This is a genomic window from Pigmentiphaga daeguensis (assembly GCF_039523035.1).
In the GTDB taxonomy this organism is placed as follows: domain Bacteria; phylum Pseudomonadota; class Gammaproteobacteria; order Burkholderiales; family Burkholderiaceae_B; genus Pigmentiphaga; species Pigmentiphaga daeguensis.
The window spans coordinates 245,130-268,362 of record NZ_BAAAEN010000001.1; the positions used below are offsets into that span (position 1 = coordinate 245,130).

Below are 23,233 nucleotides of genomic sequence, written 5' to 3' on the forward strand. Positions count from 1 at the left end.
CAGCCATGAAGATCCGTGCGCTTTCCATTTCGCTTGCTGCCGCACTGTCGCTGACGATATTGACGCCTTCACCAGCATTGGCCTGGCGCATCGTCTTTGATCCGAGCAACTATGTGCAAAACACGCTGACCGCGATCCGCACGCTAGAGCAGATCAACAACCAGATTCGTCAGCTCCAAAACGAAGCGCAGATGCTGATGAACCAGGCGCGCAACCTCGCCAGCCTGCCGTCCAGCGTGGTGAACCAGTTGCGCGCCAACCTGGCGACGACCGAGCGGCTGATCGCCCAGGCCAGAGGCCTGGCCTACGACGTGACGAATCTGGATCGGGAGTTCGCACGTCTGTATCCCGAGCAGTACGCCGCCACCGTCAGCGGCGACCAGATGGTCCGCGACACGCAGGAGCGTTGGCGGAACACGCTCAACGGCTTGCAGACCACCATGCAGATGCAGGCGCAGGTGTCGCAGAACCTGGGCGAAGACGAAAGCGTGCTGGCCGATCTCGTGGGCAAGAGCCAGTCGGCCCAAGGCGCGCTCCAAGCCATGCAGGCCATGAACCAGTTGCTGGCCTTGCAGGCCAAGCAGTCGATCCAAGCGCAGCGGCTTCAGATCACGCAAGACCGTGCGGCCTCGCTGGAGCTGGCGCGGCAGGCGGCGGCCACGGAGCGCGCCCGCGAGGTGCGGCGGCGCTTCCTGGGTGACGGCACGCCGTACACACCGCAGTCCGTGAACTTCTACGGCAACTGACGGGAGGCCGCCATGCGATGCGTCCTCGTCCTGTGTACCGCGCTGCTGGCCGCTTGCGGCGAGCAGCCGGTCGGCCACCTTGCGGATGCCCTGGCCGCCGATCCAGTGCGGCTCAAGGCGTTGCGCGAGCAATGCACGGCCCATCCACGACAGGTCATGCAGGCCACGGGCGAGGACGCTTGCCGTGCCGCCGCCGAAGCCTTCCGGCGGCGCTTCTTCTCCGGCCGGGCCGGGCCGGATGAATACCAGACGCTGGCCGACCTGCCGCCGATCCCGCCGAGCTTCGAGGAACCGGCCGATGACATGGCGGCGGCCGTTCCCGCCGAACCGGAGGACACGCCATGAATGACGTGACCATCATCGACCAATTCCTCAACACCTTTGCCGCTTATATCGACTCGGGTTTCGGGCTGCTGCGGGGCGAAGTGGCGTTCCTCACGGCCACGCTGATCGTCATCGACATGACGATCGTCGGCCTGTATTGGGCCATGAGCCATGCCACCGGCCAGGGCGAGGACGTGATCGCCAAGCTGCTGCGCAAGGTGCTCTACGTCGGTGCCTTCGCCTACATCATCAATAACTTCAACTGGCTGGCCAGCATCGTGTTCCGCTCGTTTGCGGGATTGGGCATCACCGCCACCGGCTCGGCCATCACGATGGAGAACTTCTTGCAGCCGGGCCGGCTGGCGAAAACCGGCATCGACGCTGGAGCGCCGATTCTGGAGCAGATCGGCGAGATGGCGGGCTTTCCCGAAGTGTTCGTGAACCTCGACCCCATCGTGGTGATGTTCCTCGCGTGGCTGGTCGTGGTCTTGTGCTTCTTCGTGCTGGCGATCCAACTGTTCATCACGCTGATCGAGTTCAAGCTGAACACGCTCGCCGGATTCGTGCTGGTGCCATTCGCGCTCTGGAACAAGACCGCGTTCCTCGCCGAAAAGGTCTTGGGCAACGTGGTGGCCTCCGGCGTCAAGGTTCTGGTACTGGCCGTGATCGTCGGTATCGGCTCGGGCTTGTTCGCTCAGTTCCAAGTCCATCCCGCCGAGCCGTCCATCGACCACGCACTGGTCATCATGCTGGCCTCGCTCACCTTGCTGGCGCTCGGGATCTTCGGCCCCGGCATCGCCACGGGCCTCGTCTCCGGTGCGCCGCAACTCGGCGCGGGCGCAATGGCCGGTGCTGCAGTCGGCGCTGCCGGCACGGCCGTCGCCATCGGCGCCGCCGCGACGGGCGTGGGTGGCGCCGTGGCTGCTGGCGCGCGCATGGCCCCGGCCGCCGCCAAGCTGGCCGGCAGCGGTGCGCGCGCCGCTACGTCGGCGGCCAGCAGTGCGAAGTCGGCGTTTCAGGCCGGTTCCGCCGCCGCTGGCGGCGGCGCGAAGGGCGCGATGGCGGGCCTGGGCAACGTCGCCAAGACCGGCGCGCAGGCAGCCGGGCGAGGCGCGGCATCCCGCGCCTCCGCTGCCGGGCAGCGCATGGCCGCTCCCTTCCGCGCTGGCTGGAATGGCGCTGCTGCCGATGGCAGTGCGGCATCCGGTCAGGGTGGCGCAGGCGAGGCCGCAGCCAGCGCCGCTACCGCACAGAAACAGGAACAGCCCGCTTGGGCCAAACGCCTGCATCGCCGCCAGCAACTCACCCATGCCGCGACCACCACCGCCCACACGCTACGCGGTGGCGATGGCGGCGGCTCCGGCCAGGGGCCGAGCCTGCGCGATTCCGATTCATAAGGAGAACTGACCATGCGATTCAAGAAACCGCAGGTGCGCTATGCCGACACGCCGCAGCCTGCCACGCCGTACCAAGCTGCCGGCCAGGTGTGGGACGAGCGCATCGGCTCGCCGCGCGTGCAGGCGAAGAACTGGCGCCTCATGGCCTTCGGCTGCCTGACGCTCGCGTTGCTGATGGCTGGCGGCCTGGTGTGGCGCTCGGCGCAGTCCTTCGTGACGCCCTACGTCGTGGAGGTGGACAACGCGGGCCAGGTGCGCGCCGTGGGCGAAGCCGCCACGCCGTACCGGCCCAACGATGCGCAGACCGCGCACCACATCGCGCGCTTCGTGACGCTGGTGCGCTCGCTGTCCATCGACCCCATCGTCGTCCGCCAGAACTGGCTGGACGCCTACGACTACACGACCGACAAGGGCGCGGCCGTGCTCAACGACTACGCGCGGGTCAACGACCCGTTCGCGCGCATCGGCAAGGAGTCGGTGACGGTACAGATCACCAGCGTCGTGCGCGCCAGCGACACGTCTTTCAACGTGCGCTGGACGGAACGCCGCTACGTCAACGGCGCCGCGGCGGGCTTGGAGCGGTGGACGGCCGTGGTGTCCATCGTGCTCCAGCCGCCGCGCACCGAAGAACGCCTGCGCAAGAACCCCCTGGGCATCTACGTCAACGGCCTGTCGTGGAGCCGCGAACTGGATTCTTCCGAAGGAGCCAAGCCATGAATGATCTTTTCCGTAAATCCGCTTTGCCGGCGATCCTGCTCGCCCTCGCGGGCTGCGCCTCGCAGGGCAAGCCACCGCCAACCATCTCGCTCGATGAGCCGGTGCAGGCGCAGCCGCTGCCGGAGCCGCCCGCGCCGGTGGAAGTGGTGGCCGTGCCCGAGGTGCTGCCAATGCCGGCGCAGTTGAAGCCGCTCGAGGACGCCAAACCCGCGCCGGAGCCGGCCGACGAGAAGGTGCGCGTCTCGCGCGCCAATGCCGAGGCCCGCGTCGCGCCCACGCGCGAGGGCTACGTCAATGCGATTCAGGTCTGGCCCTTCACCGATGGCGCGCTGTATCAGGTCTATGCGGCCGTCGGCCGTGTGACCGTGGTTTCGCTCCAGCCGGGCGAGGAACTGGTGACGGTGGCCGCCGGCGATACCGTGCGCTGGATCGTGGGCGACACGTCCAGCGGTAGCGGTGCCGACCTGCGCGTGAACGTGCTGGTCAAGCCGATCCGCTCGGGCCTCAAGACCAATCTCGTCATTACCACCAGCCGCAGGACGTACCTGCTGGAGCTGGCTTCGACGGAGAAGACGTGGATGGCGTCCGTGTCCTGGGAGTATCCGCGCGACCGGATGCTGGCGCTACAGCGTCAGGCGCAGGCGGCCAATGCCGCCGCGCCTGTCGATACCGGGCTGGCGCTGGAGAACCTGCGCTTCCGCTACGCGATCAGCGGCAGCAATACGCCCTGGAAGCCGCTGCGTGCGTTCGATGACGGCGAAAAGGTCTATATCCAGTTTCCGGCGGGCATCGCGCAAGGCGAGCTGCCGCCGCTGTTTGTCATCGGCGCGCAGGGCGACGGGCAACTGGTGAACTACCGCTTCCGCTCGCCGTACTACATCGTGGATCGGCTGTTCGGCGCGGCCGAACTGCGCCTGGGCGGTGACAAGGGCGACGTGGTGCGGATCGAGCGCACGGATGGCGTGGCACGGAGGAACTGACCATGAGCCAGGACAACACCCCCGACCTCGCCACGCCGCAGGCGGGCAAGGTCGCGCCCGAGGCGGTGGCGCTGCGCGCCCAGCCGCGCCCGGTCACGCGCCTAAACCGGCGCACGCTGGCCATCCTCGTCGGCGGCCTGTCGGTCGCCGTGCTTGGGGCCACGATCTGGTCATTGCAGCCGCAGCGGCGTGGCGCGGGCGAGCAGACCGAGCTTTACAACGTGGATCGTGTCTCGAAGTCCGAAGGGCTGGACGGCCTGCCGGCCGACTACTCGAAGCTGCCGCCGAAGGTGCCCGAGCTGGGGCCGCCGCTGCCGGGCGACCTCGGCCCGGCCATCGTGAACTCGCAGCAGCCAGCCGTGGCCGCCTACGCGGCCCCCGGCCACGATCCCAACGACGCCTTGCGCAAGGAAGCGGAGGCCGCTGCGGCTTCGTCGGTGTTCTTCCGCTCGGGTGGTCAAGCCGCGGCCACGGTGGCGCAGGCAGCGCCGGGCGTACCTGGCGTGGCAAGCACGCTCGCGGCCTTCGATCCGCTCGCCGCCGGGCCGGCCTCGACGGCGGCCCAGCCCGCCGACCCGACCGCCGTGCAGAACCGGCAAGACCAGAAAGAGGCGTTCCTGAAAGCCGGTTCTACGGAAACCCGTAATTCCGGCAATCTGGCGCTGCCGACGTCGCCGTATCAGGTCATGGCTGGAACGGTGATCGCCGGGGCGCTGGTGACGGGCATCAAGTCGGACTTGCCGGGCGATGTGATCGCCACCGTCACGGAGCCGGTCTATGACACGGCCACGGGCAAGTTCCTGCTGATCCCGCAGGGATCGCGCATCCTGGGCAAATACAACAGCCAGGTCAGCTATGGGCAGAGCCGCGTGCAAGTGGTGTGGAACCGGATCATCCTGCCGGACACGTCATCGCTGACGCTCGACAACCTCGTGGGCACTGACCCGGCCGGCTACGCGGGCCTGGAAGACGACGTGGACTGGCACTGGAAGCGCATCTTTGCCGGTGCGGTGCTGACGACGCTGCTGGGCGTCGGCGCCGAGCTGGCCGCGCCGGAGAACCGCCAGGACGGCAACCGCATCGTCATCGCCGGGCGCGACAGCGCCCAGGACAGCATCAATCAGGTCGGGCAAGAGATCACCCGGCGCAACATGAACATCCAGCCGACGTTGACGGCACGGCCGGGCTTGCCGGTTCGGGTGATCGTGGCGCGCGACCTCGTGTTGCGTCCTTACCAACCCATGTTCTATCAGCTTGGAGGTGCGCGATGAGTACCGCCCGAAAACTCCGCCTCGGCCCGTTGCCGTCCAGCGGTAGCACGAAGCTGACGTTCACCTGCCCGGCCAGCCTGAAAGCCGACCTGGACGCCTACGCCGCGCTGCACGCGCAGGCGTATGGCGAGGCCGTCGATGCAACGACGTTGATCCCGCACATGCTGGAGGCGTTCATTGCTGGGGATCGAGGATTCCGGCGGGGCAGGGGAGACGACACCCGATCGTCTTCCCGCACGGCTGCGCCGAAGGGATGAGATTTTGAATATGTTGCCGTTGTCGTATCCAAACTACGACTGGGTTCGCCATATCAAATTGACTTCCGCTTGGGAAAGTTGTAAAAATCGTAGTATGACTACGACTAATTCAAGCAAGCTAAACGCGCTCTACACCCGGCTGGCACCGGGAGCGCCGCTGACCTCGGAGGACTTGGCGGCGTTGGGCATCTCTGCCGACCTGGCCGTTCACTACGTCCGGGCAGGGTGGCTGACGCGCTTGGCGCGGGGGGTTTTCTGCCGCCCGAACGATTCCCCGGCGCTCCATTCCAGCCTGCTGCTGTTGCAGCGCCAATTCGAGGGGCTGCACGTCGGCGGCAAGTCGGCGCTGGACTGGTACGGCGTGCGCCAGTACGTGCCGCAGCAGCCGGTGCTGCATCTGTATGGCTGGAAGGCTGCACGCTTGCCGGAATGGTTCACCGAACGCTTCCCGGCCGAGTACCACCGCAAGCGCCTGTTCGATGAGCAGCCGGACGCCATGCTGCACGTCGGCCCGTTTGAGAAGCGCGGCGGGGCGCCGCAGGTGTCGGCGCCGGAGCGCGCCTTGCTGGAACTGTTGAGCGAGGTTGGCGTGCGCCAGCCCTTGCAGGAAGCCCGCGAACTCGTCGAAGGCGCGTACAGCCTGCGTGCCGATGTGCTGCGCGAGCTGTTGCAGCACTGCACGAACGTCAAGACCGTGCGGCTGTGCCTGCAACTCGGCCGCGAGGCGTCATTGCCCTGGGTGGCCAAGCTCGACTCGGCCTCGCTGCCGACGGGCAGCGAGCGGCCTTGGGTGTCTCGGTCGGCCGACGGCCTGCTGGTGCTCAAGCCATGAACCAGACCTATCTCGATACCGCGCGCCTGCTGACGCAGGTGGCGCCACTGGTGTTCGTGGATGACACCTTCGCCTTGAAGGGCGGCACGGCGATCAATCTGTTCGTGCGCGACATGCCGCGTCTGTCGGTCGATCTCGATCTGGTTTTTCCCGATCACACGCTGCCGCGCGACGAGGCGTTGGCGCGCATCAACGAGGCCATCCGGCAGGCTGCTGAGCGGCTGAAGAAGCGGGGATTTCAGACGCACGCGCCTGCTGCGGCAGTAGGGGAGACGAAGCTGCTGGTGCGTCGCGGCTCGATTCAGGTCAAGGTCGAAGTCAACTTCGTCATGCGCGGCACGGTTCAGCCGGTGCGCCGCGCTTCGCTGACGCCGGTTGCCCGCGACGTGTTGATGGCCGATCTGGAGATTCCGGTGGTGTCGCTGGAGGACGTGTACGGCGGCAAGCTGGTGGCGGCACTGGATCGGCAACACCCACGCGACCTGTTCGACGTGATGCAGCTCTTTGCGCATGAGGGCATCACGCCTGGCATCCGGCGTGCCTTCGTGGTCTATCTGTCCAGCAGCAATCGGCCGATCCATGAAGTGCTGTTCACGCCGTTGCGAGACATCCGGCACGACTACGAGCACAACTTCCAAGGCATGACGGCCGAGCCCGTGCCGCTCGATGCACTGCTTGCTGCCCGCGAGCGCATGGTGCGCGAAATCCATCAGGGCTTGGACGACGACGAGCGGCGCTTCCTGCTGTCGCTGGCCGCCGGTACGCCGGAGTGGTCATTGCTGGGCATCGCGCACCTCGAACATCTGCCGGGCATCCGCTGGAAGCTGCGCAACCTGGCGCAGTTGCAGAAGGTCGATGCGAGGAAGTTTGGCGAGCAGGCTGACCTGCTCGCCAAGCAGCTATCTGCGCTATGCTAGAAGGCGATTGATGATGGTGCCGCCAGCGTCGTCACCCCGCTAATCGCCCCATCTCCCGCGCCAGCAAAAGATGTCCGATGCAGACGGTAAAGACGACGGTAAGGCCCCATTTCGATCATCGCAAATCCCTTTAACCACGCGGACTTACGTGATTCATTGATGACCGAGTGGGAATGACGCCAGGCCCGGCCTAAGCGGCCGCCGCCTGGCGTGAAAGTAGAATCAAGCCCTTGGTTTCAAGGGCTTTTTTCTTGTTGGAAGCGGCTTGCCCTGGCCGATGGCTGCCCTGGCGCTGCGCCGGCCGGCCCATGCGGATCTGGCGCGGACTTTCGAAATATGAGAGCGTTCGAAAAGCACGGCGCGTTGCCCCCCGTATGAAATGGCCTTCAGGAGCATGAGCCATGTTCGAGCAAATGAAAATCTTCGCCAAGGTAGTTCACCACCGGAATATGTCCACGGCGGCCAAGGAACTGGATCTTTCCACCGCGTCCGTTTCGCGGCAGATAGCCAACCTGGAAGAGAAGATGGGCGTCCAGCTGCTTGATCGCAGCAGCCGGAAAATAATGCCGACCCAGGCCGGCGAGGATTTTCTGCTGAAGAGCAGGCAGATAATCGAATCGGTCGAGGAACTGAAGAACAATTTGTCGAACTCCAATGCCAATCCGGAAGGGCTGCTTCGGGTCCATTCGCACCCGTCAGTGGCGACCCACATGATCATGCCCCGGCTGGAGGGCTTTCAGAAGGAATACCCCGGCCTGACGCTCGATCTGCAGGTTTCCGAGCGGCCGGTCGACCTGATCGAAGAAAGCTACGATATCGACGTGCGGCTGGGCGAGCTGAAGGATTCTTCGCTGATCGTGAAAAAGCTGGCGGACAGCGAGCGCATTATCGTGGCCAGCCCCATATATTTGAAAAGCCACGGCATACCCCAGACACCCGCTGATTTACTGCAACACAACTGTTTTACTTATCGGCCGAATTCCGAATCGACCGTATGGAAGTTCTACCGCGATGGCCTGAAATGCGAAGAACTGAAACTGGCGGGCCGGTTTCATTCGAATAATTCCGAGATGATCAAGTACCTGACGGTCAAGGGCCTCGGGATCAGCTTGCAGACGAACTGGGGTACCGCGCACGAGCGCGCCAGGGGCGATCTGGTGCATATACTGAAGGCCTACAGCGTGACGATAAACTCTTTCAACAACGGGGTTTTTGCCGTATTCAAGAGCACCCGGTTCATGCCGCAGAAGATTCGTTCGTTCCTGGATTTTTTCTCGAAAGGCAGCAGTTGAACATGGTAGCGGTCAGCGAGCGGACGACGCGATTTCATTGCAAAAGCATAAAAGTATCTTTGTATTTTGTGTAACGTCCCGCATATTGATCCTTGATACCATCCCCCTCCAGATGCTTGCTAGAGCAGTATCGGAGGAGAGACATGATAAGTAGAAAAAAGGGATGGTCGGCCGTGCTGGCCGTGTCGATGGCGACAGGTTTTCCCAGTATGGCGAGCCAGGCGGCGGATTATCCGGCCAAGCCCATCAAGCTGATCGTGCCGTTTGCCCCGGGCGGATCCAACGACATGGTGGCCAGAATAGTCAGCCCCAAGCTGTCGGAAGTGCTGGGCACGCCGGTGATTATCGAGAACAAGGCCGGGGCGGGTGGGGCGGTGGGCGCGGCTTATGCGGCGCAGTCGCCCAACGATGGCTATACCGTCCTGATGCACAGCACGACGGTGACGATGCAGCCGTGGCTGATGAAGAACCCGGGATACGACTTGCTGAAAGACTTCGATCCGGTCAGCCGCATGACCAGCACGCCATTTACCCTGGTGGTCAGCAGCCCGACTGGCGTCGGCAATTACAAGGAGCTTGCCGACTACGCCAAGAAGAGCAAGAAGCCGCTGTTCTTCGGGTCCGCCGGCACGGGGTCGTCGCCTCACCTGGTCGGGGAATACTTCAAGAGCCAGTCGTCGATAGACATGCAGCACGTGCCATACAAGGGCAATGGCCCGATGATGGTTGCGCTGATGGCGAACGAGATCCAGGTGGGGTTCGACACGATCCACAGCTCCAAGCCCATGGCCGAATCCGGCCGCATCAAGATTCTTGCGGTGACCAGCCTGAAGCGCAACGACAATATTCCCGATGTGCCGACCCTGGATGAAAGCGGCCTGCCCGGGTTCGACGTGGGCGTCTGGCAGGGCGTGTTCATGCCGAAAGGCGCCGATCCCGCAAAGATCGATAAAGTGCAGAAGGCGATTGCGGCCGCCTTGCGCGACCCCGAGGTGGCGCAGAAGCTCAATGCCAGCGGTTTCGACGTTATCGCGTCTTCCTCCGCCGAATTCGCCGAAAGAATCCAGGCGGATATGAAGGTGTGGTCCAAGGTGATCAAGGATATCGGGTACCAGCCTGAATAGCCCGCGTTGCCCGCTGCCCCCGGGCCTTGCCGCCCGCCGCCGCAAGGTGGCGGCCGGCAAGGCCTTTTTGTGTTACTGGCTGAGAAAGCCGCCGTCGATGGCCAGTTCGGCTCCCGTCACATAAGACGCTTCATCGGACGCCAGGAACAGCACGCCGTAGGCCACTTCGATCGGCAGGCCCAGCCGGCCCATGGGGCTTTTGGAGGCGCGGTCGGTGCCGGAGGCCTTGGCGCTGACCATGGGGGTCATGTAGCCCGGATGCACCGAATTGACTCGTACGCCATGCGGCGCCAGGCGCACCGCCATCGCCTTGGTGAGGTTCCTGACGGCCGCTTTCGAGGCGTGATAGCCGGGGTGCCCGGTGTTGCCGCCGGCTATGCCGAATATCGACGAAGTATTGACGATGGAACCCTTGCCGGCGCCTTGCATGATGGCGCTGGCCAGTTGCGTGCCGAGATAGGCGCTTCTGGCGTTGATGTCCAGCAGCGCATCCCAAGCCTGCAGGTCGTCGAGTTCGTAGGCGCTGGACGAGATGCCGGCATTGTTGACGAGGATGTCCAGCCGGCCGAATTGCCGCAGCGTGTATTCGAGCAGGTTTTTCCAGTCGGACGCCGACGAGGCATCGGCCTTGTAGAACTGCGCATGGCCGTTGTCGATCTGGATCTGGTCCGCGATCATGGGGCCGCGCCGATCGTCGATGTCCGTCAGTATGACGGTGGCGCCTTCGCTGGCGAAGAGCCTGGCCTCTGCTTCCCCGATTCCGTTGCTGGCGCCCGTCACGATCGCGATCTTGTCTTTCAGTCTCATCCTGGCCTCTTGGTTGAGGTTAGTCCGGAAATGCCGGTGGGCGCCTTTCCGCCATCGCCTTCATGCCTTCCGCGATGTCTTCCGATGCGAACTGGGCCGCTTGTACGTGGCTTTCCCGTTGCATGGCCAGCCATACCTTTTCACTGAACCCCTGGCGCATCGTCTGCCGCGCGGACTGCACGGCGCGCGGCGAGCAGACCGCGATTTCCCGCGCCAGGGCCAGCGCGGCGGCGTCGACGTCCTGCTGGTCGACCAGCAGGTCGATCAACCCGATGGCTTTTGCCTCGTCGCCTCGTATGGTCCTGCCGGTGTAGAGCAGCAGCCCGGCGTGCTGGGCGCCGATCAACGCGGGTAGCGTAAACGACAGGCCGAACCCCGGATGAAACCCCAGGCGGGTGAAATTCGCGGCGAACTTGGCCGACGGGCAGCCGACGCGAAAATCGGCGGTCAACGCCAGCCCAAGGCCTCCGCCCACCGCGGAACCCGCCAGCGCCGCGACGATGGGCTTGGGGAAGACAAACAGCTTGTAGGCTTCTTGGTACAGCGGGTTGATCTCGTGCTTGTGTCGCCGCTTTTCCTTGGTTTCGCGGGAATTCAGGTCGGCGCCGGCACAGAATGACTTCCCGTTCGCGCAGAGCACGACCGATCGCACCGTCCGGTCGTGCTCGAATGCTTCAAGGTGGGCATTGATGGCTTTCAGCATGCCGATGCTGAAGTAGTTGTGCGGCGGGTTGTCGAGTTCCACGATCCCGACGTGGCCGTCGCGCCTGGTGTTGATTTGGTCGGAAAGACTCATGGTCGTCCTATGAAGAAATCGCGGCCATCTGTACCGACGGCCGCCTGGCCGGCGGGTCAGGGCGCCGTGAATTTCCTGTCCTGCCAGAGCAGCATGGGGCTATGGCGAAAGTACTCGTGCATTTTCTGCGAGACCCGCGGTTTGTCGGCGGCCTTGATGGCGTGGACGATGTCGGCCCGAACCTTCTGCAGCACCGGGTGGCGCATTTCTTCCCACTTCATGTGCCTGGCGCCTTCGGTCACGACATCCTTGGAAATGTCCTCGATGGTCTTGACCATGGTGCTCAGCACCGGCGAATGGGCGGCCTGGGCGATCAGGTGGAAGAACTCCAGCGCCTGGTAGGCCCGTTCTTTCATTTTGCCTTCGCGCTCCAGACCGGCGATTTCATCGACCCCGCGTTCGAGTGCCTGCAGGTCGGCCTCGCCGGCCCGTTCGCTGGCGAGCTCCGCCAGCAAGGTATATATGTGGCGGCGGGCCTCGTCGATGTCTTTCGCGCTGAAGGCTCTGCGGTCGATGGATTCGGCAATGGCCTTGTAGGTACCGCGATAGAAGACCAGGGCTTCGAATTCGTCCAGGTAGTCGAATTCAACGACCTGGCCGATGAAGATGACGTGGTCGCCTTCCAGGTATTCCGACACGGTGCGGCACTTGAACCTGGCCACGCAGTCCCGCACGGTGGGAAGTTCGCCGGTGACGATGTCCAGGTCCCCCAGTGGTTTGTCGTCGCTGCGGGCGAAGTTCGCCGAAATATCGTGTTGATCGTGCCGCAGGACATTGATGGCGAACTGCTTGGCCGCGCGGAAGGTCGGCAGGAGCCGGCTTTGCGTCCTGAGGCTCCACAACACCAGCGGGGGTTCCAGCGATACCGAGCTGAACGAGTTGCAGGTCAGGCCTGTCGGCTGCCCGGAGGGATCATTGGTGGTGATGACCGCCACGCCAGTGGGAAATGCGCCCAGTGCCTTGCGGTATCTTGCCAGGTCGAGACTCATTTTGGCTCCGTCCGGGCTTGGATGAAGAGCTGGAACATATTGCCTTCCGGGTCGAGCACGGTGTGCACGGTTCCGTGGCTGCCCATGTCCCGCGTGCCGGCCAATGTGCCGCCCAGCGATTCGACACGTTCCTGAAGATGGTCGTCGCTATCGACCTCGACGACCACGATCGCGTTCATGAGGGGGCCCGCTTCGTCGTGGCTGGCCAGTGCCAGGTTGTGCCCCTTCAGGTCGTACTGCGTCCATCGTTCCCCGTCTTCGAACCTCAGGTTCAGGGACAGCAGTTCCTGGTAGAACGCCTTGGCCTTTTCCGTCTTCGAAAATGTGAAATAGACGTTCTGGATGCGTAGCGCCTTCATGCCGGCTCCCTGGGAACCCACGAGGGGGATTGTTTCTCGCGAAAGGCCTTCAGCCCTTCAGCGGCCGTGGCGCTGCGGGCGGACACGAGCGCTTGCCGGGCCGCCAGTTCCAGGTGGTTGTGGAAGGCGTCTTCGTGCAGGCTGTTGATGAGCGACCGGGAGAGGGCCAGCGCTTCGGGCGCCGCCTGCAGGACCCTGTCGACGATGTCGCGCTTGGCGTCATGGATACGGTCCGGCGTCGCCAGGTACTGGACGATGCCATAGTCGTGGGCCTGGGCGGCGGTCAGGCTCCTGGCCGTCAGGCACATGTCCAGGCAGCGCTTGCGCCCGACGATTTCCAGCAGGCTGGCGGCGGTGATGGTCGGCGCGATGCCGATCCGGCCTTCCGGAATCGCGAACCGCGCCTCGGTCGATGACAGGCACAGGTCGCTCCAGCAGGCGATCGAGACCCCCAGGCCGATGGCGGGGCCCTGGACAATGGCGAGTACTGGCTGGCTGGCGTTCCTGAATGCCAGCGCGAGCGCCCGCAACGGTTGCATCGATTGATCGTCGTCCGGATCGATGTTCGCGATGTCGCGGCCGGCGCAGAAATACTTGCCCGCGCTGCGCAGGATGGTCAGCCGCGCGCGGGTTTGCAGTTGCTCGATAAGATAGCCGATCATCTCATCGTCAAGCGCGTTTCTTTTTTCCTGGTTATCGATGACGATTTCCAGGACGCCGTGGCTGTCGAGCGTGCGGGACATCTTCATTTGACGGCTCCCTGTTTTTTCAAGGCCTCGATATCGGCGGAGGCCAGGCCCAGTTCGTCCCTGAGGATGGCTTCGCTATGCTGCCCCAGCGCGGGCGGGGCCACATCCGATCGGCAGTGCGCATCGTCCAGCGAAAACGGCGTGCGCAGCAGCCGCACGCGGGTTCCGCCGGCCTTCTGCAGTTCGATGACCATTTCGTTGTCGACGACCTGGGGATGCGCCAGCGATTTATCGATGGTGTTCACCACCGTGACGGGAACCCTGTGCTGTTCCAGCACGGCGACCCAATGGTCGACCGGCCGCGTCAGGAAAAGATCCTGAAGGGCCTGTACGATCTGTTGCCGGTTCTGGACGCGCCCTTCGTTGCTGCGCAGGGCTGCCGATTGCGCGAAGTCGTGCAACGACAGCGCCGTGCACAGGTTGGTCCAGGTATGGTCGTTCAGGGCACCGGTAAGAATTTCGCCGTCCTGGCATTTGAAGGACTGGTAGGGCACCAGGTGCCAGATGCCCGAGCCCTGCTTGAACGGCAGCGCGCCGGCCTCCAGCCAGCCCACCGCGTGGTAGCCGAGCATGCTGATCGCGGTTTCCAGCAAGGACACCCTGACCACGGTGCCGTGGCCGGTCTTGCGGCGGTGCTCCAGGGCGGTGAGCACGCCGGAATAGGCGTAGACGCCAGTGGCCATGTCCACGAAAGAGACGCCGGCGCGCACGCCCATGCCATCGGCTTCGCCGGTAATCGACATGATGCCGCTGAACGCCTGCGCCAGGGTGTCGTAGCCGGGGCTGCCGGCAAGCGCGCCGCGATGGCCGAATGCCGAAATATTGACGATCACGAGCCGGGGAAAGCGTTCGCGCAAGCAGGCGTCGCCCACGCCCAGGGCGTCGGCGGTGGCGGGAAGAAAGCTGGAGATCAGGACATCCGCTTTCGCTATCAGTGCATAAAGGATGCCGCGCGCCTGCTCGCTTTTCAGGTCCAGGGCGATGCCGCGCTTGCCGCGGTTGACGCTCAGGTAATTGCAGCTTTCCCGATCCTGGTTGAACGGGCCCCATTTCCTGTTCTCGTCGCCTGCGGGTGCCTCGACTTTGATGACGTCGGCTCCCATGTCCGCCAGCATTTGCCCGCATAGCGGGCCCGCCAGCACTCTGCTGATATCAACGACGCGTAGGTCTTTCAGTGGTGACATGATGCGGATGTTCACCGTTGTGCATCGGCCGGGGCGGCCTGCCCGGCCCGCTTCCAATTGGCGATTTCCGCCTTCACGGCCGGGATGATCTCTTGCGACCAGAGCTGCAGCTGCTTGAGCATCGTCGCATGGTCGAGATCGCCGAACTGGGTTTGAATGGCAACATGCACCGGGTTGACGGTCTTGATGTCGCGCAGCAGGCGTTCGATGACCGTGTCCACGCTGCCTACGGGAAGATTGTCCTTGATTTTTTCAAGCGAAATCTCGTTTTCGTAGGGTTTTTCCGCGACCATGTAGTCGTCTTCCAGGCTCTCGGTGCGTTGCTTCAGGCTGACGGCGATACGCTGTTGATAACGCGCGCATTCGATGTACCTGTCGACTTCCGCGGCATTGTCGCTGGCAAAGGCAAAGCGCAACAGCCCGACTTTCACCTGGTCCGTGCTTTTCCCTTCCTGCACGGCGATGGTGTCGATCTGGTCCCTGACGTTCTTCAGCAGTTTTTCCCCGGCCAGCCATCCGGATACGAATACGTGGTAATCGTTGGCAATGGCTTTTGCCATCAGCCGGGTATCGGCCGTGGCGACCCAGATCGGAGGGATGGGCTGCTGGACCGGCCGCACGCTGATGGCGGTCGTGGGCTGCTTCAGGAATTCGCCATCGAACTGGAATTTCTTGCGGGTCAGGCCCAGCTCGATCATGTCGAGCGTTTCCAGCGTGCGTTCCTTGGCGTTTTCCAGCGTCGTGCCAAACCGCTCGAACTCGTAGTGCTGGTAGCCGCCGCCGATACCCACATTCAGGCGGCCGTTCGACAACTGGTCGACAAAGGCGATGTCTTCGATCAGGCGAGGCGGGCTATACAGCGGAGCGATCACGACGCCCGTGCCGAGGCGGATATTGCTGGTCACGCCCGCGCAGTGCGCGGCCATCATCAGCGGCGAGGGGCACAGCCCGTAGTTATTGAAGTGGTGCTCGGCAAACCAGGCGGTGGAAAAACCAAGGCGATCCGCGGTTTTTACTTGCTCGATCGCTTCGTGGATGATCTGGCCGGATGTCTTGTGCCGGTCGCGATGCTGAACCAGAAGGAAAATGCCGAAATCCATTGCTGTCTCCATGTCCTGAGTGGCCTGACTGTAAACCGCTTGATGGGCATGGAAAATCACCTGCAGCGTAAACCTGCATTTCATCTGGCGCAAAGGAAGAGGGCAGCGTGCTCCGGGTCATGGCCGCGCACGGCGAATCGGCGCCAGGCACCCGACGGGCGCCGGCGCTTCGGAAAGCGCGGCCTCAGGAAGCCGAGTACGGTATGGCTTCGTCCACGGTTTCCCAGATATAGGCGCCCGAGGGTTCGCGGCTTTCTTCCAGGATATGGCCGACCAGGCCGGCGGAGCGGCTGATCACGGCCACCCCGCGCATGATTTTCTGCGGAATGGCGATTTCGCCCAGCAGGGCGGCGGTGGCGCCGGTGGCATTGATGGTGATGTGCCGTCCGTAGACGGCATCTACTTCGGCGGACAGTGCGCGCAGCGCGGCGATGTGGCGGCCCGGCACGCCTTCGCGTTCGGCCACGGCCAGCAGCATGGGGCTGGAGCCATACGCCAGCGCCGAGAAGGTGGCGAACAGATAGCCTTCGCCCAGCTTGGGTTGGAAACCCGCGGCGGATCTGGCCTCCACCTGGGTCGATTCTGCTTCGGACGCGCGCCTGAACGGACGGAAGGATGCCGGCGCATGGGCTCGCGCAGCCAGCATCGGCGCCGCAATGATGAGCGCAATGCCGACGATATGCAGCGTGGTCAGGCGCTCGCCCAGCAGGACTATGGCCAGCACCAGCGTGATCAGCACGCTGGTCTGCTGCACGGGCCCGACCAGCACGGTGCCCATGGCGCGCGTCGCGCGGTAGTTGCAATAGCGGCCGAAGCCGAAGTGCAGCAGGCCGGCAGCGGAGAAGAGCAGTGTGGAGCGCAGCGGAAACGCTTGCAGATGGCCGGTCCCGCCGACGGCCACGGCGATCCAGACCATTGCCGTACCAAGCAGCAGCGTGACGACCATGGCCTGGGACAGCGTTCCGCCGACCACGCCGCGGCGCAGCGTGGCGTTGTTCGCGGCGAAGGTAAACGCCGCGAGGAGGGCGAGCACGGTCGGCAGGATCATGTCGTCCGCTGGGTCCGCCGTGCCTGTTTGTCGGCGTACATGAGCTGGTCGGCCACCTTGAGCACGGCTTGCAGCGAGCTGACCGAGGGGTCGACGCTGGCGATGCCGAAGCTGGCGCCGGGGTAGTCGAAGCTGCACTCGGTAAAGGTGTAGGTGCCGATCAGCAGTGGCGCGAGCCGGCCGCGCATGGCCTCGGCCGGGCCGTTCGGATCGTCGGGCGGGGGCGGGTCGACCAGGCCGATCACGACGAATTCGTCGCCGCCCAGGCGACCCAGCATGTCGCTTTTGCGCAGGCCGGCGGACATGCGTTGGCCGACCTCGATCAGGAATTTGTCGCCGACGACGTGGCCGTAGGTGTCGTTGATGGTCTTGAAGCCATCCAGGTCGATGAAGGCGACCATCACCCACATCCGGGTTTCCTTCGCCAGGGTGAACAGGCGGTCCAGCTCGGCCAGGACGGAGCGGCGGTTGGGCAGGCCGGTCAGGGCATCGTAGTTGGCCGCGTATTGTTCTTCCTGGCGGCGCATCACCATTTGTCCGGCGGCCTGGCCGGACAGCAGGATCAGGACCAGGCCGAATGCCGCCACGAGTCCGGCCGTGTAAAGGTGGCGCTTGCGCATGGGAGCCACGTAGTCCAGCGTGGCCAGGGTGATCAGCTGGTATTGCGGATTGGTCAGCGGTTGGCGCCGCATCAGGTAGGGCTTGCCGTCGATCAGCCACTGGCCCGCATCGGGGCCGGCGTTCGCGATCGGGCGCGCGTCCATGGGGTCGCCGGGCGCTTCGCCGCCGTCCGGCGGCAGTACGGTGCCAGGCGGCAGGAGCGCCGCCAGGTTGCGCAGCATGAAGGGCTCGGACGAGGCGGTGATCACGCGGCCCTGGCGGTTCACGATCAGGGCGATGTGTCGTCCGGTCAGGTAGGCCGCCATCTCGGGCGCGTCGAATTTCACGGTGACCGAACCTTGCGGCACGTCGTTGGCGTCTTCGATGCGGCTGCTGACGAAATAGGAGGGGCTGTTGTTGAGACGCGCGATGCCGAACTGCTGGCCCGTGCCGTGGCGCAGGGCGTCGATCAGGTAGGTGCGGCCGGAGTAGATCATGCCCACGATGCTGTCGGACTCGGCCCAGTTGCTGGCGGTGACGGTGTCGTCCGACAGGTTGTTCATGTAAATGCGGGCATAGCGCAGGTCGCTGGCCAGCGCGTTCATGTAGTCGCCGACCCGGCGCACCAGCGGGTCTTGCGTGAATTGCGCGGCGCGCTGCTGGCGCGTCAGTTCGGCGGCGCCGGGCGGGTCGGTGCGGTAGCGGGCGGCGAGCTGGATGACCTGGCCCTGGCGCGCCACCATGTTGGCCACGCTGACCATTTCGGTGAACAGGCGGTCGACGACGCGCGCGGTGGTCCTGGCTTCGTATTCGGCGCTGGCGGCTATGTTGTCCAGCCGCGCGGCCACGATCCGCTGCGAGGTCCACCAGCCCAGGGCGGCCACCAGCGCCATCCAGGCCAGGGCCAGGCCCAGGGTGATCCGCAGCACGATGGGGGGCATCCTGGGGCCGCGACGGCCTTGCTGCGGCAGCGCGCCACCTGCGCCATGGCCGCCCAAAAGACGATGATCCAAAACAGCTTCGTCCTGCATTCGTGATCTTCTCGCGCGGCAAGGGGTGGGCGACGTGTCAATCCGATCCCTGGTGGGCGTCGGCGGGAAAAAAACTTTCCAGGGTCAATTCCGCAAGAGTGACGTCGTGGGCGGTGCCGAATACCGTCGTGGTGGAAATCGTTGCGGACCATGATGGACAGCGCCATGTCCCGGTTTCCCGGCCATGCCAAGCCATCGCAAGCCATGTGATCGCTTTCCGGCCACGCGGTCTGGGGGAGTTCAGAACTCCTCCAGAAACCGCATCCGGAACCGCCGCCCCTTGATATTGCCATTGGAAATCCGCGCAAATGCCTGTTTGGCAATTTGCCGGTCCAGCGCCACATAAGAACTGAATTCGGTGATATTGATTTTCCCGACCTGCTCGAAAGCCAGGCCGCCATCGCCGGTCAGTGCGCCCAGCAGGTCCCCGGGCCGCAGTTTGTCCTTTTTTCCCCCCTGGATGCACAAGGTGATCATGCGCGCCCGCAGCGGGCGATCGGCCTTGGCGCGCAGCGATTTGAGATCGCCCCATTTCAACGGCGAGCCCTGGTATTGCTCGATCAGATTGGCCCAGCGCATTTCCTCGGGCGAGCACAGGCTCAGCGCCAGCCCCTTCTGGTCGCCGCGGCCGCTGCGGCCGATGCGGTGGATGTGGACCTCGGTGTCCTTGGTCACGTCCACGTTGATCACGGCGCCCAGGTTCTGGATGTCCAGGCCGCGGGCGGCGACGTCGGTGGCGACCAGCACGGCGCAGCTCTGGTTGGCGAACTGGATCAGGATTTCATCGCGATCGCGCTGTTCCAGGTCGCCGTTCAGCGCCTGGGCGCTGATGCCCTCGGACCGCAGGCGTTCGACCAGTTCGTGGCTGCGGATCTTGGTATTGCAGAAGGCCAGGGTGGAGACGGGGCGAAAGTGCGCCAGCAGGGTGACGACGGCGTCCAGCCGTTCGCCTTCGTCGATTTCGTAGAAGACCTGCTCGATGCGGCTGGCGTCGTGCTGGGCCTCGACCTTGACTTCGGCCGGGTTGCGCAGGAAGCGGGCGCTGAGCTTGCGGATGTTGTCGGGGTAGGTGGCCGAGAACAGCAGGGTCTGGCGCTTGGCCGGGCAGTGCGAGGCGATGGCGACGATGTCGTCGTAGAAGCCCATGTCGACCATGCGGTCGGCCTCGTCCAGCACCAGGGTGTTCAGGGCGGACAGGTCCAGGCTGCCGCGCTCCAGGTGGTCCTGGATGCGGCCGGGCGTGCCCACGACCAGGTGGGCGCCGCGGGCCAGCGATTCGGCCTGGGGGCGGGCGGCTGCGCCGCCGCACAGGGTCAGGACCTTGACGTTGGGAATCAGGCGGGCCAGCCGGCGCAGTTCCTGGGCGACCTGGTCGGCCAGTTCGCGGGTGGGGCAGACGACCAGCGCTTGTGGAACCAGGCGGTCGACGTCCAGCTTCTGCAGTACGCCCAGGCCGAAGGCCGCGGTCTTGCCGCTGCCGGTCTTGGCCTGCGCGATCAGGTCGCGGCCTTCCAGGATGAGCGGCAGGCCCTGCGCCTGGATGGGCGTCATCTGTTGGAAGCCCAGGCCTTGCAGGTTGTCCAGCAAGGCGGGCAAAAGAGGCAGGGAGGTAAAGGACGTGTCGGTCACGGTAGGGCGGGCGCGGAAAGCGCTGGTAGCTTGGTCGACCGACAGTGTATGCCGCGCGGCTGCCGTTGCGGCCTGCATTCCCGTCGCCGGCCCCCGCCGCCATCGGGCGAGCGTTCAACGGCGGTAAGGGTGGGGATCATGGCGAGGTTCTCCAGGGATACTCGAGCTGCAGGGCGACGGCGCTCGCGGTAGGCGCGCCGTAGCGTCCGGCTATGGCGTGCAGCGTCTGGTCCAGCGCTTGCGCCGGCCGCCGGTCGGTGAAGGCGGCCATGGGCGCTGCCGAGGGGCGGTCGGCCGGCGATGCGTCAGGAATGACGCGAACCTTGTTGCGGGTTTCGACGGCCTGCGGTGTCCTGGCGAACGATAACGCCCGCGAGCGGTAGGTCCGGGACCACGCGTCGGCGACCAGGGCCAGCGACACCTCGTCCATGCCCGGCTGGAGTTCCACGCCTATCCGCTCCCGGTTCCAGAACGCGAGCACGTTGCCGAGCACCGTCGTCGCGAAGGGCCGGCTCAGCACGAAGGCCTGGCTGGCATGGCGCAGGTCCCACGAGGGCAGGCCCAGGTCGCGGGCCACGGCTTCGGCTTTCTGCCGTCCGGCCATGGCCTCGATCAGGGTCAGCATCATCGGCATGGATGCGGAAATGCCCGTGCTGGTCGCGACCCCCCGGTCCGCCACCACGCGCCGGTTGGCGACATAGGTGATGGAAGGATGCTTGTCCAGCATGTCCTGCAGATAGTACCAATGCGTGGTCGCGCGCTTGCCGTCCAGCAGGCCGGCCGCGGCCACGACCTTGGCGCCGGCGCACACGCCCAGGACGATCGCGCCCTTGCCGGACTGCTCCCGCAGCCACGCCAGCACCGCCGGATCGTCGTCGCGGCTCATGGCGGGCACGATGACGTAGTCGGCTCCCGCCGGATGCCGGGCGTCGAATTGCGCGATGGTGGCATCGGCCTGGACGGTCAGCGCCGGAAAAAGCTTGACCGGGCCTTGCCCGGCCGCCAGCGTCACGACTTCGGCCACGTCGGCGCGCCGCAGGATGCCGGTGGGCATCAGGTAATCGGTGGTTTCGGTGGCATCGTTCAGGCCGACCACGGCGACCAGCGGGCGTTTGTGCCCGGGCGGCTGCAGGGAGGCCAGCATGGCGTCCACGTCGCCTGCCGCGACCGGCTGGGCTTGGGCGGGCGCGGACGCCGGCGGGAGGCTGGACAGCCACGCGCCGAAGCCCGCCAGGCCCAGCAGAACGAGCGCCAGTCCACCCCGGACGATATGGCGGTTGAGCATGATCGGCATTCTCCAAGCGAAGGCATCGGCCGTTGGTCTTAGCTTAGCTGCTCGATGGTCTGGCGGAAATGTCAAAAATATACGTGCGCCGCCCGGGAGATAAACCCCGGTTCAGTCCGATGCTGCAGGCCTTGCGCCTCAAGGTCCGCCGCGTATCTGCAGCATGGCCAGTTTCCTTGCTTGCTCGACATACCATGCGTCCGCGCTGGCCTGGCCGTCCGCTTTTGCGCGCTGCAGGTACTCGGGCGCGAGATTCCTGACCCCGGCGCCCACCGCCTGCCCCATGGCGCGCATCCATGCGATGGTTGCCGCTTGACCGTCGCGCTTGCTGCGGCGGTCGAGCTCCGGCTCGAATACGGCAAAGGTCGCGTCTTCCGCGCGCTGGCGCGTCGCGGCCGGAATCCCACCCACCAGGGCGTCTTGGGCGTTGCCGCCATGGACATATTGCGTGGCGATCCGGGTTGCGCTGTCGACATACCACTTGTCGGCGCTGGTGCTGCCGTCCGTGTCCACGCGGCGCCGATACTCGGCGTTCAGCGCGGCGACCTGGCGGCCGGTGTCGCCCGCGGCCTTGTTCAGCCATTGATTGGCGTGCGCGGCTCCCTGAGCCTGCGCCCGGCGCCTGTGCTCGGTCTTGAGCACGGCCAGCACGGCATTTTCCGCCTGGCTGGCGGCGTTGGGGGCGATGCCCGTCGGCCTGGCCGTCGTCGCCTTGCCGCGGCATCCTTCAAAGCTGCGGTTGGCGTCGTAGCAGGTGCCGTTCCTGGCGTCGCGGCTGCGGGTCTGGTCGATCTGATCCTGGTTGATGTTGTACCAGATGTTGGTCGTCAGGGTGGCCTGGAACATCTGCTGCGCGCATTCCACGCATTGTGCCGGGGCGGGGCCGGACAGGCCGGCGGCGGACATGGCCAGCAGGAGGGAAACAAGGCGACGCGTTTTCATATCGGACCTTCCTCGGCAAGGGCGGGAGCGCAGTGCCAGGGAATTATGCCGCAACCATATCCTGCATCTGCGCCGCATTCTGGATGGCGAAGCCCTGTGCCGTGTTGTCGAATATCACCCAGGGGGCGTCGCCCTGGCCGCGTTCCCGGACGACGCGCTCGGCCAGGGCCCGCAGCGCGTCGCGATCGTACTCGCTGTAGTAGATCCGGGGCGCGCCATGCCAGCGCCAGTAGCTGTGCGAGCGGTCCGCGCCGGGATGGGCCGCGTCGGGAACGGGGGCGGGATCCACCGCGGCGCGGCCGATGCCGTGGCGCTCGAGCATGCCGGTGGCGTCGTCGGTGAACCAGCTGGCGTGCCGTGGCTCGCATACGATGGCGACGTCGGTCCGGCGGCGAAGCATGCGCAGGAAGGTGGAGGCCGTGCGCGCATCGTAGGCCAGGGAGGGCGGCAGTTGCAGCAGGAGTCTTCCCAGTTTTTCGCCCAGCTCGCGAACTTGGCTGAAAAAGGCGTCGAGCGCGGCGCCCGTGTCCTGCAGCCGGCGTTCATGCGACACGCTGCGCGGCAGCTTGACGCAGAACCGGAAGCCTTCGGGAACGGTTGCGGCCCAGCGCGCGTAGGTCTCGGGCTGGTGCGGCCGATAGAACGAAGAGTTGATCTCGACCACGGGGAAGCGCGTCGCATAGCGTGCCAGGGCGCTATCGCCCGGGCCGAACAAATGGGCATGGCGGCTGGGAATGGACCAGCCGGCGCATCCGACCTTGATCCGGTCGTGGCGCCAGGCTGGCGTCATTGTCGGCATGGCTGTCGTTCATGCGTGGAAGTCACGGCCTTACCTTGGCTCAGGCGCCTGGCGAAGT

Annotated in this window: 24 protein-coding genes; 11 read left to right on the plus strand and 13 right to left on the minus strand. The window is 65.1% G+C overall.

The annotated features are described in order from the left end of the window. Nucleotides 1–5 precede the first annotated feature (5 nt). The 11 genes from trbJ (at nucleotide 6) to ABD104_RS01280 (ending at nucleotide 9,857) form a co-directional block, all read left to right on the plus strand. The gene (gene trbJ, locus ABD104_RS01230; RefSeq protein WP_066695120.1) at nucleotides 6–746 is read left to right on the plus strand and encodes a P-type conjugative transfer protein TrbJ; all 741 of its coding nucleotides are present in this window, start codon (nucleotides 6–8) and stop codon (nucleotides 744–746) included. Nucleotides 747–758: 12 nt separating this feature from the next. Then, entirely contained in the window at nucleotides 759–1,091 is a 333-nt protein-coding gene (locus ABD104_RS01235) for a hypothetical protein (RefSeq protein WP_066695122.1), read from the plus strand. Further along, on the plus strand, nucleotides 1,088–2,467 hold the full coding sequence (gene trbL / locus ABD104_RS01240) for a P-type conjugative transfer protein TrbL (RefSeq protein WP_066695124.1): 1,380 nt from the start codon (nucleotides 1,088–1,090) through the stop codon (nucleotides 2,465–2,467). The genes ABD104_RS01235 and trbL overlap by 4 nt, the downstream gene beginning before the upstream one ends. Nucleotides 2,468–2,479: 12 nt before the next feature. After that, nucleotides 2,480–3,184, plus strand: a complete 705-nt coding sequence (gene trbF, locus ABD104_RS01245) for a conjugal transfer protein TrbF (protein WP_031656899.1) — start codon at nucleotides 2,480–2,482, stop codon at nucleotides 3,182–3,184. Beyond that, on the plus strand, nucleotides 3,181–4,164 hold the full coding sequence (gene trbG / locus ABD104_RS01250; protein WP_062832703.1) for a P-type conjugative transfer protein TrbG: 984 nt from the start codon (nucleotides 3,181–3,183) through the stop codon (nucleotides 4,162–4,164). Before trbF ends, trbG begins: the two co-directional genes overlap by 4 nt. 2 nt (nucleotides 4,165–4,166) lie before the next feature. Then, nucleotides 4,167–5,435 (plus strand): TraB/TrbI/VirB10 family type IV secretion system protein, encoded by a 1,269-nt coding sequence (locus ABD104_RS01255; protein WP_114482136.1) that lies wholly within the window; start codon nucleotides 4,167–4,169, stop codon nucleotides 5,433–5,435. Continuing rightward, a complete protein-coding gene (locus ABD104_RS01260; RefSeq protein WP_011516297.1) occupies nucleotides 5,432–5,692 on the plus strand; it encodes a DUF2274 domain-containing protein in 261 nt (86 codons plus the stop codon). The genes ABD104_RS01255 and ABD104_RS01260 overlap by 4 nt, the downstream gene beginning before the upstream one ends. Before the next feature lie 94 nt (nucleotides 5,693–5,786). Beyond that, the gene (locus ABD104_RS01265; protein ID WP_114482135.1) at nucleotides 5,787–6,524 is read left to right on the plus strand and encodes a type IV toxin-antitoxin system AbiEi family antitoxin; all 738 of its coding nucleotides are present in this window, start codon (nucleotides 5,787–5,789) and stop codon (nucleotides 6,522–6,524) included. Next, complete coding sequence (locus ABD104_RS01270; protein ID WP_114482134.1) at nucleotides 6,521–7,441, plus strand: nucleotidyl transferase AbiEii/AbiGii toxin family protein; 921 nt, start codon at nucleotides 6,521–6,523, stop codon at nucleotides 7,439–7,441. Before ABD104_RS01265 ends, ABD104_RS01270 begins: the two co-directional genes overlap by 4 nt. Before the next feature lie 401 nt (nucleotides 7,442–7,842). After that, nucleotides 7,843–8,733 (plus strand): LysR family transcriptional regulator, encoded by an 891-nt coding sequence (locus ABD104_RS01275; protein WP_343927024.1) that lies wholly within the window; start codon nucleotides 7,843–7,845, stop codon nucleotides 8,731–8,733. 173 nt (nucleotides 8,734–8,906) lie between these two features. Beyond that, nucleotides 8,907–9,857: a Bug family tripartite tricarboxylate transporter substrate binding protein gene (locus ABD104_RS01280; RefSeq protein ID WP_343927025.1), complete on the plus strand. Its 951-nt coding sequence runs from the start codon at nucleotides 8,907–8,909 to the stop codon at nucleotides 9,855–9,857. A gap of 72 nt (nucleotides 9,858–9,929) precedes the next feature. Here ABD104_RS01280 and ABD104_RS01285 read toward each other — a convergent pair whose 3' ends face one another. The 13 genes from ABD104_RS01285 to ABD104_RS01345 form a co-directional block, all read right to left on the minus strand. Further along, nucleotides 9,930–10,664 (minus strand): SDR family NAD(P)-dependent oxidoreductase, encoded by a 735-nt coding sequence (locus ABD104_RS01285; protein WP_343927026.1) that lies wholly within the window; start codon nucleotides 10,662–10,664, stop codon nucleotides 9,930–9,932. A gap of 19 nt (nucleotides 10,665–10,683) precedes the next feature. Further along, complete coding sequence (locus ABD104_RS01290; RefSeq protein WP_343927027.1) at nucleotides 10,684–11,460, minus strand: enoyl-CoA hydratase/isomerase family protein; 777 nt, start codon at nucleotides 11,458–11,460, stop codon at nucleotides 10,684–10,686. Between the two features lie 56 nt (nucleotides 11,461–11,516). Beyond that, a complete protein-coding gene (locus ABD104_RS01295) occupies nucleotides 11,517–12,449 on the minus strand; it encodes a flavin reductase (RefSeq protein ID WP_343927028.1) in 933 nt (310 codons plus the stop codon). Then, nucleotides 12,446–12,808, minus strand: a complete 363-nt coding sequence (locus ABD104_RS01300; RefSeq protein WP_343927029.1) for a VOC family protein — start codon at nucleotides 12,806–12,808, stop codon at nucleotides 12,446–12,448. The genes ABD104_RS01295 and ABD104_RS01300 overlap by 4 nt, the downstream gene beginning before the upstream one ends. Continuing rightward, nucleotides 12,805–13,557, minus strand: coding sequence for an enoyl-CoA hydratase/isomerase family protein (locus tag ABD104_RS01305; RefSeq protein WP_343927030.1), 753 nt, complete (start codon nucleotides 13,555–13,557; stop codon nucleotides 12,805–12,807). Before ABD104_RS01305 ends, ABD104_RS01300 begins: the two co-directional genes overlap by 4 nt. After that, nucleotides 13,554–14,741, minus strand: coding sequence for a CaiB/BaiF CoA transferase family protein (locus ABD104_RS01310; protein WP_343927031.1), 1,188 nt, complete (start codon nucleotides 14,739–14,741; stop codon nucleotides 13,554–13,556). Before ABD104_RS01310 ends, ABD104_RS01305 begins: the two co-directional genes overlap by 4 nt. A gap of 11 nt (nucleotides 14,742–14,752) precedes the next feature. Further along, the gene (locus ABD104_RS01315) at nucleotides 14,753–15,841 is read right to left on the minus strand and encodes an LLM class flavin-dependent oxidoreductase (protein ID WP_343927032.1); all 1,089 of its coding nucleotides are present in this window, start codon (nucleotides 15,839–15,841) and stop codon (nucleotides 14,753–14,755) included. A 184-nt stretch (nucleotides 15,842–16,025) separates the two neighbouring features. Continuing rightward, nucleotides 16,026–16,889, minus strand: a complete 864-nt coding sequence (locus ABD104_RS01320) for an EamA family transporter (protein ID WP_343927033.1) — start codon at nucleotides 16,887–16,889, stop codon at nucleotides 16,026–16,028. Further along, on the minus strand, nucleotides 16,886–18,430 hold the full coding sequence (locus tag ABD104_RS01325; protein ID WP_343927064.1) for a sensor domain-containing diguanylate cyclase: 1,545 nt from the start codon (nucleotides 18,428–18,430) through the stop codon (nucleotides 16,886–16,888). The genes ABD104_RS01320 and ABD104_RS01325 overlap by 4 nt, the downstream gene beginning before the upstream one ends. Nucleotides 18,431–18,760: 330 nt before the next feature. Continuing rightward, nucleotides 18,761–20,149 carry an ATP-dependent RNA helicase DbpA gene (gene dbpA, locus ABD104_RS01330; RefSeq protein WP_087840261.1) on the minus strand — a complete coding sequence of 463 codons (1,389 nt, stop codon included), beginning with the start codon at nucleotides 20,147–20,149 and terminating at the stop codon, nucleotides 18,761–18,763. Nucleotides 20,150–20,285: 136 nt separating this feature from the next. Continuing rightward, a complete protein-coding gene (locus ABD104_RS01335) occupies nucleotides 20,286–21,434 on the minus strand; it encodes a DJ-1/PfpI family protein (RefSeq protein ID WP_087840262.1) in 1,149 nt (382 codons plus the stop codon). A gap of 138 nt (nucleotides 21,435–21,572) precedes the next feature. Further along, nucleotides 21,573–22,376, minus strand: a complete 804-nt coding sequence (locus ABD104_RS01340; RefSeq protein ID WP_132978795.1) for a hypothetical protein — start codon at nucleotides 22,374–22,376, stop codon at nucleotides 21,573–21,575. Nucleotides 22,377–22,419: 43 nt separating this feature from the next. Continuing rightward, nucleotides 22,420–23,175, minus strand: a complete 756-nt coding sequence (locus ABD104_RS01345; protein ID WP_338615237.1) for a DUF72 domain-containing protein — start codon at nucleotides 23,173–23,175, stop codon at nucleotides 22,420–22,422. Nucleotides 23,176–23,233 lie beyond the last annotated feature (58 nt).

Bases quoted from the DNA above. Each gene is read 5' to 3' on its own strand.
- ABD104_RS01265 (WP_114482135.1), top strand. From the start codon at position 5,787: ATGACTACGACTAATTCAAGCAAGCTAAACGCGCTCTACACCCGGCTG.
- ABD104_RS01255 (WP_114482136.1), top strand. From the start codon at position 4,167: ATGAGCCAGGACAACACCCCCGACCTCGCCACGCCGCAGGCGGGCAAG.
- ABD104_RS01275 (WP_343927024.1), top strand. From the start codon at position 7,843: ATGTTCGAGCAAATGAAAATCTTCGCCAAGGTAGTTCACCACCGGAAT.
- ABD104_RS01305 (WP_343927030.1), bottom strand. From the start codon at position 13,557: ATGAAGATGTCCCGCACGCTCGACAGCCACGGCGTCCTGGAAATCGTC.
- ABD104_RS01290 (WP_343927027.1), bottom strand. From the start codon at position 11,460: ATGAGTCTTTCCGACCAAATCAACACCAGGCGCGACGGCCACGTCGGG.
- ABD104_RS01285 (WP_343927026.1), bottom strand. From the start codon at position 10,664: ATGAGACTGAAAGACAAGATCGCGATCGTGACGGGCGCCAGCAACGGA.
- ABD104_RS01310 (WP_343927031.1), bottom strand. From the start codon at position 14,741: ATGTCACCACTGAAAGACCTACGCGTCGTTGATATCAGCAGAGTGCTG.
- trbL (WP_066695124.1), top strand. From the start codon at position 1,088: ATGAATGACGTGACCATCATCGACCAATTCCTCAACACCTTTGCCGCT.
- ABD104_RS01325 (WP_343927064.1), bottom strand. From the start codon at position 18,430: ATGCCCCCCATCGTGCTGCGGATCACCCTGGGCCTGGCCCTGGCCTGG.
- ABD104_RS01335 (WP_087840262.1), bottom strand. From the start codon at position 21,434: ATGCTCAACCGCCATATCGTCCGGGGTGGACTGGCGCTCGTTCTGCTG.
- ABD104_RS01345 (WP_338615237.1), bottom strand. From the start codon at position 23,175: ATGCCGACAATGACGCCAGCCTGGCGCCACGACCGGATCAAGGTCGGA.
- ABD104_RS01235 (WP_066695122.1), top strand. From the start codon at position 759: ATGCGATGCGTCCTCGTCCTGTGTACCGCGCTGCTGGCCGCTTGCGGC.
- ABD104_RS01270 (WP_114482134.1), top strand. From the start codon at position 6,521: ATGAACCAGACCTATCTCGATACCGCGCGCCTGCTGACGCAGGTGGCG.
- ABD104_RS01320 (WP_343927033.1), bottom strand. From the start codon at position 16,889: ATGATCCTGCCGACCGTGCTCGCCCTCCTCGCGGCGTTTACCTTCGCC.
- ABD104_RS01315 (WP_343927032.1), bottom strand. From the start codon at position 15,841: ATGGATTTCGGCATTTTCCTTCTGGTTCAGCATCGCGACCGGCACAAG.
- trbG (WP_062832703.1), top strand. From the start codon at position 3,181: ATGAATGATCTTTTCCGTAAATCCGCTTTGCCGGCGATCCTGCTCGCC.
- ABD104_RS01300 (WP_343927029.1), bottom strand. From the start codon at position 12,808: ATGAAGGCGCTACGCATCCAGAACGTCTATTTCACATTTTCGAAGACG.
- ABD104_RS01340 (WP_132978795.1), bottom strand. From the start codon at position 22,376: ATGAAAACGCGTCGCCTTGTTTCCCTCCTGCTGGCCATGTCCGCCGCC.
- trbF (WP_031656899.1), top strand. From the start codon at position 2,480: ATGCGATTCAAGAAACCGCAGGTGCGCTATGCCGACACGCCGCAGCCT.
- ABD104_RS01295 (WP_343927028.1), bottom strand. From the start codon at position 12,449: ATGAGTCTCGACCTGGCAAGATACCGCAAGGCACTGGGCGCATTTCCC.
- ABD104_RS01260 (WP_011516297.1), top strand. From the start codon at position 5,432: ATGAGTACCGCCCGAAAACTCCGCCTCGGCCCGTTGCCGTCCAGCGGT.
- trbJ (WP_066695120.1), top strand. From the start codon at position 6: ATGAAGATCCGTGCGCTTTCCATTTCGCTTGCTGCCGCACTGTCGCTG.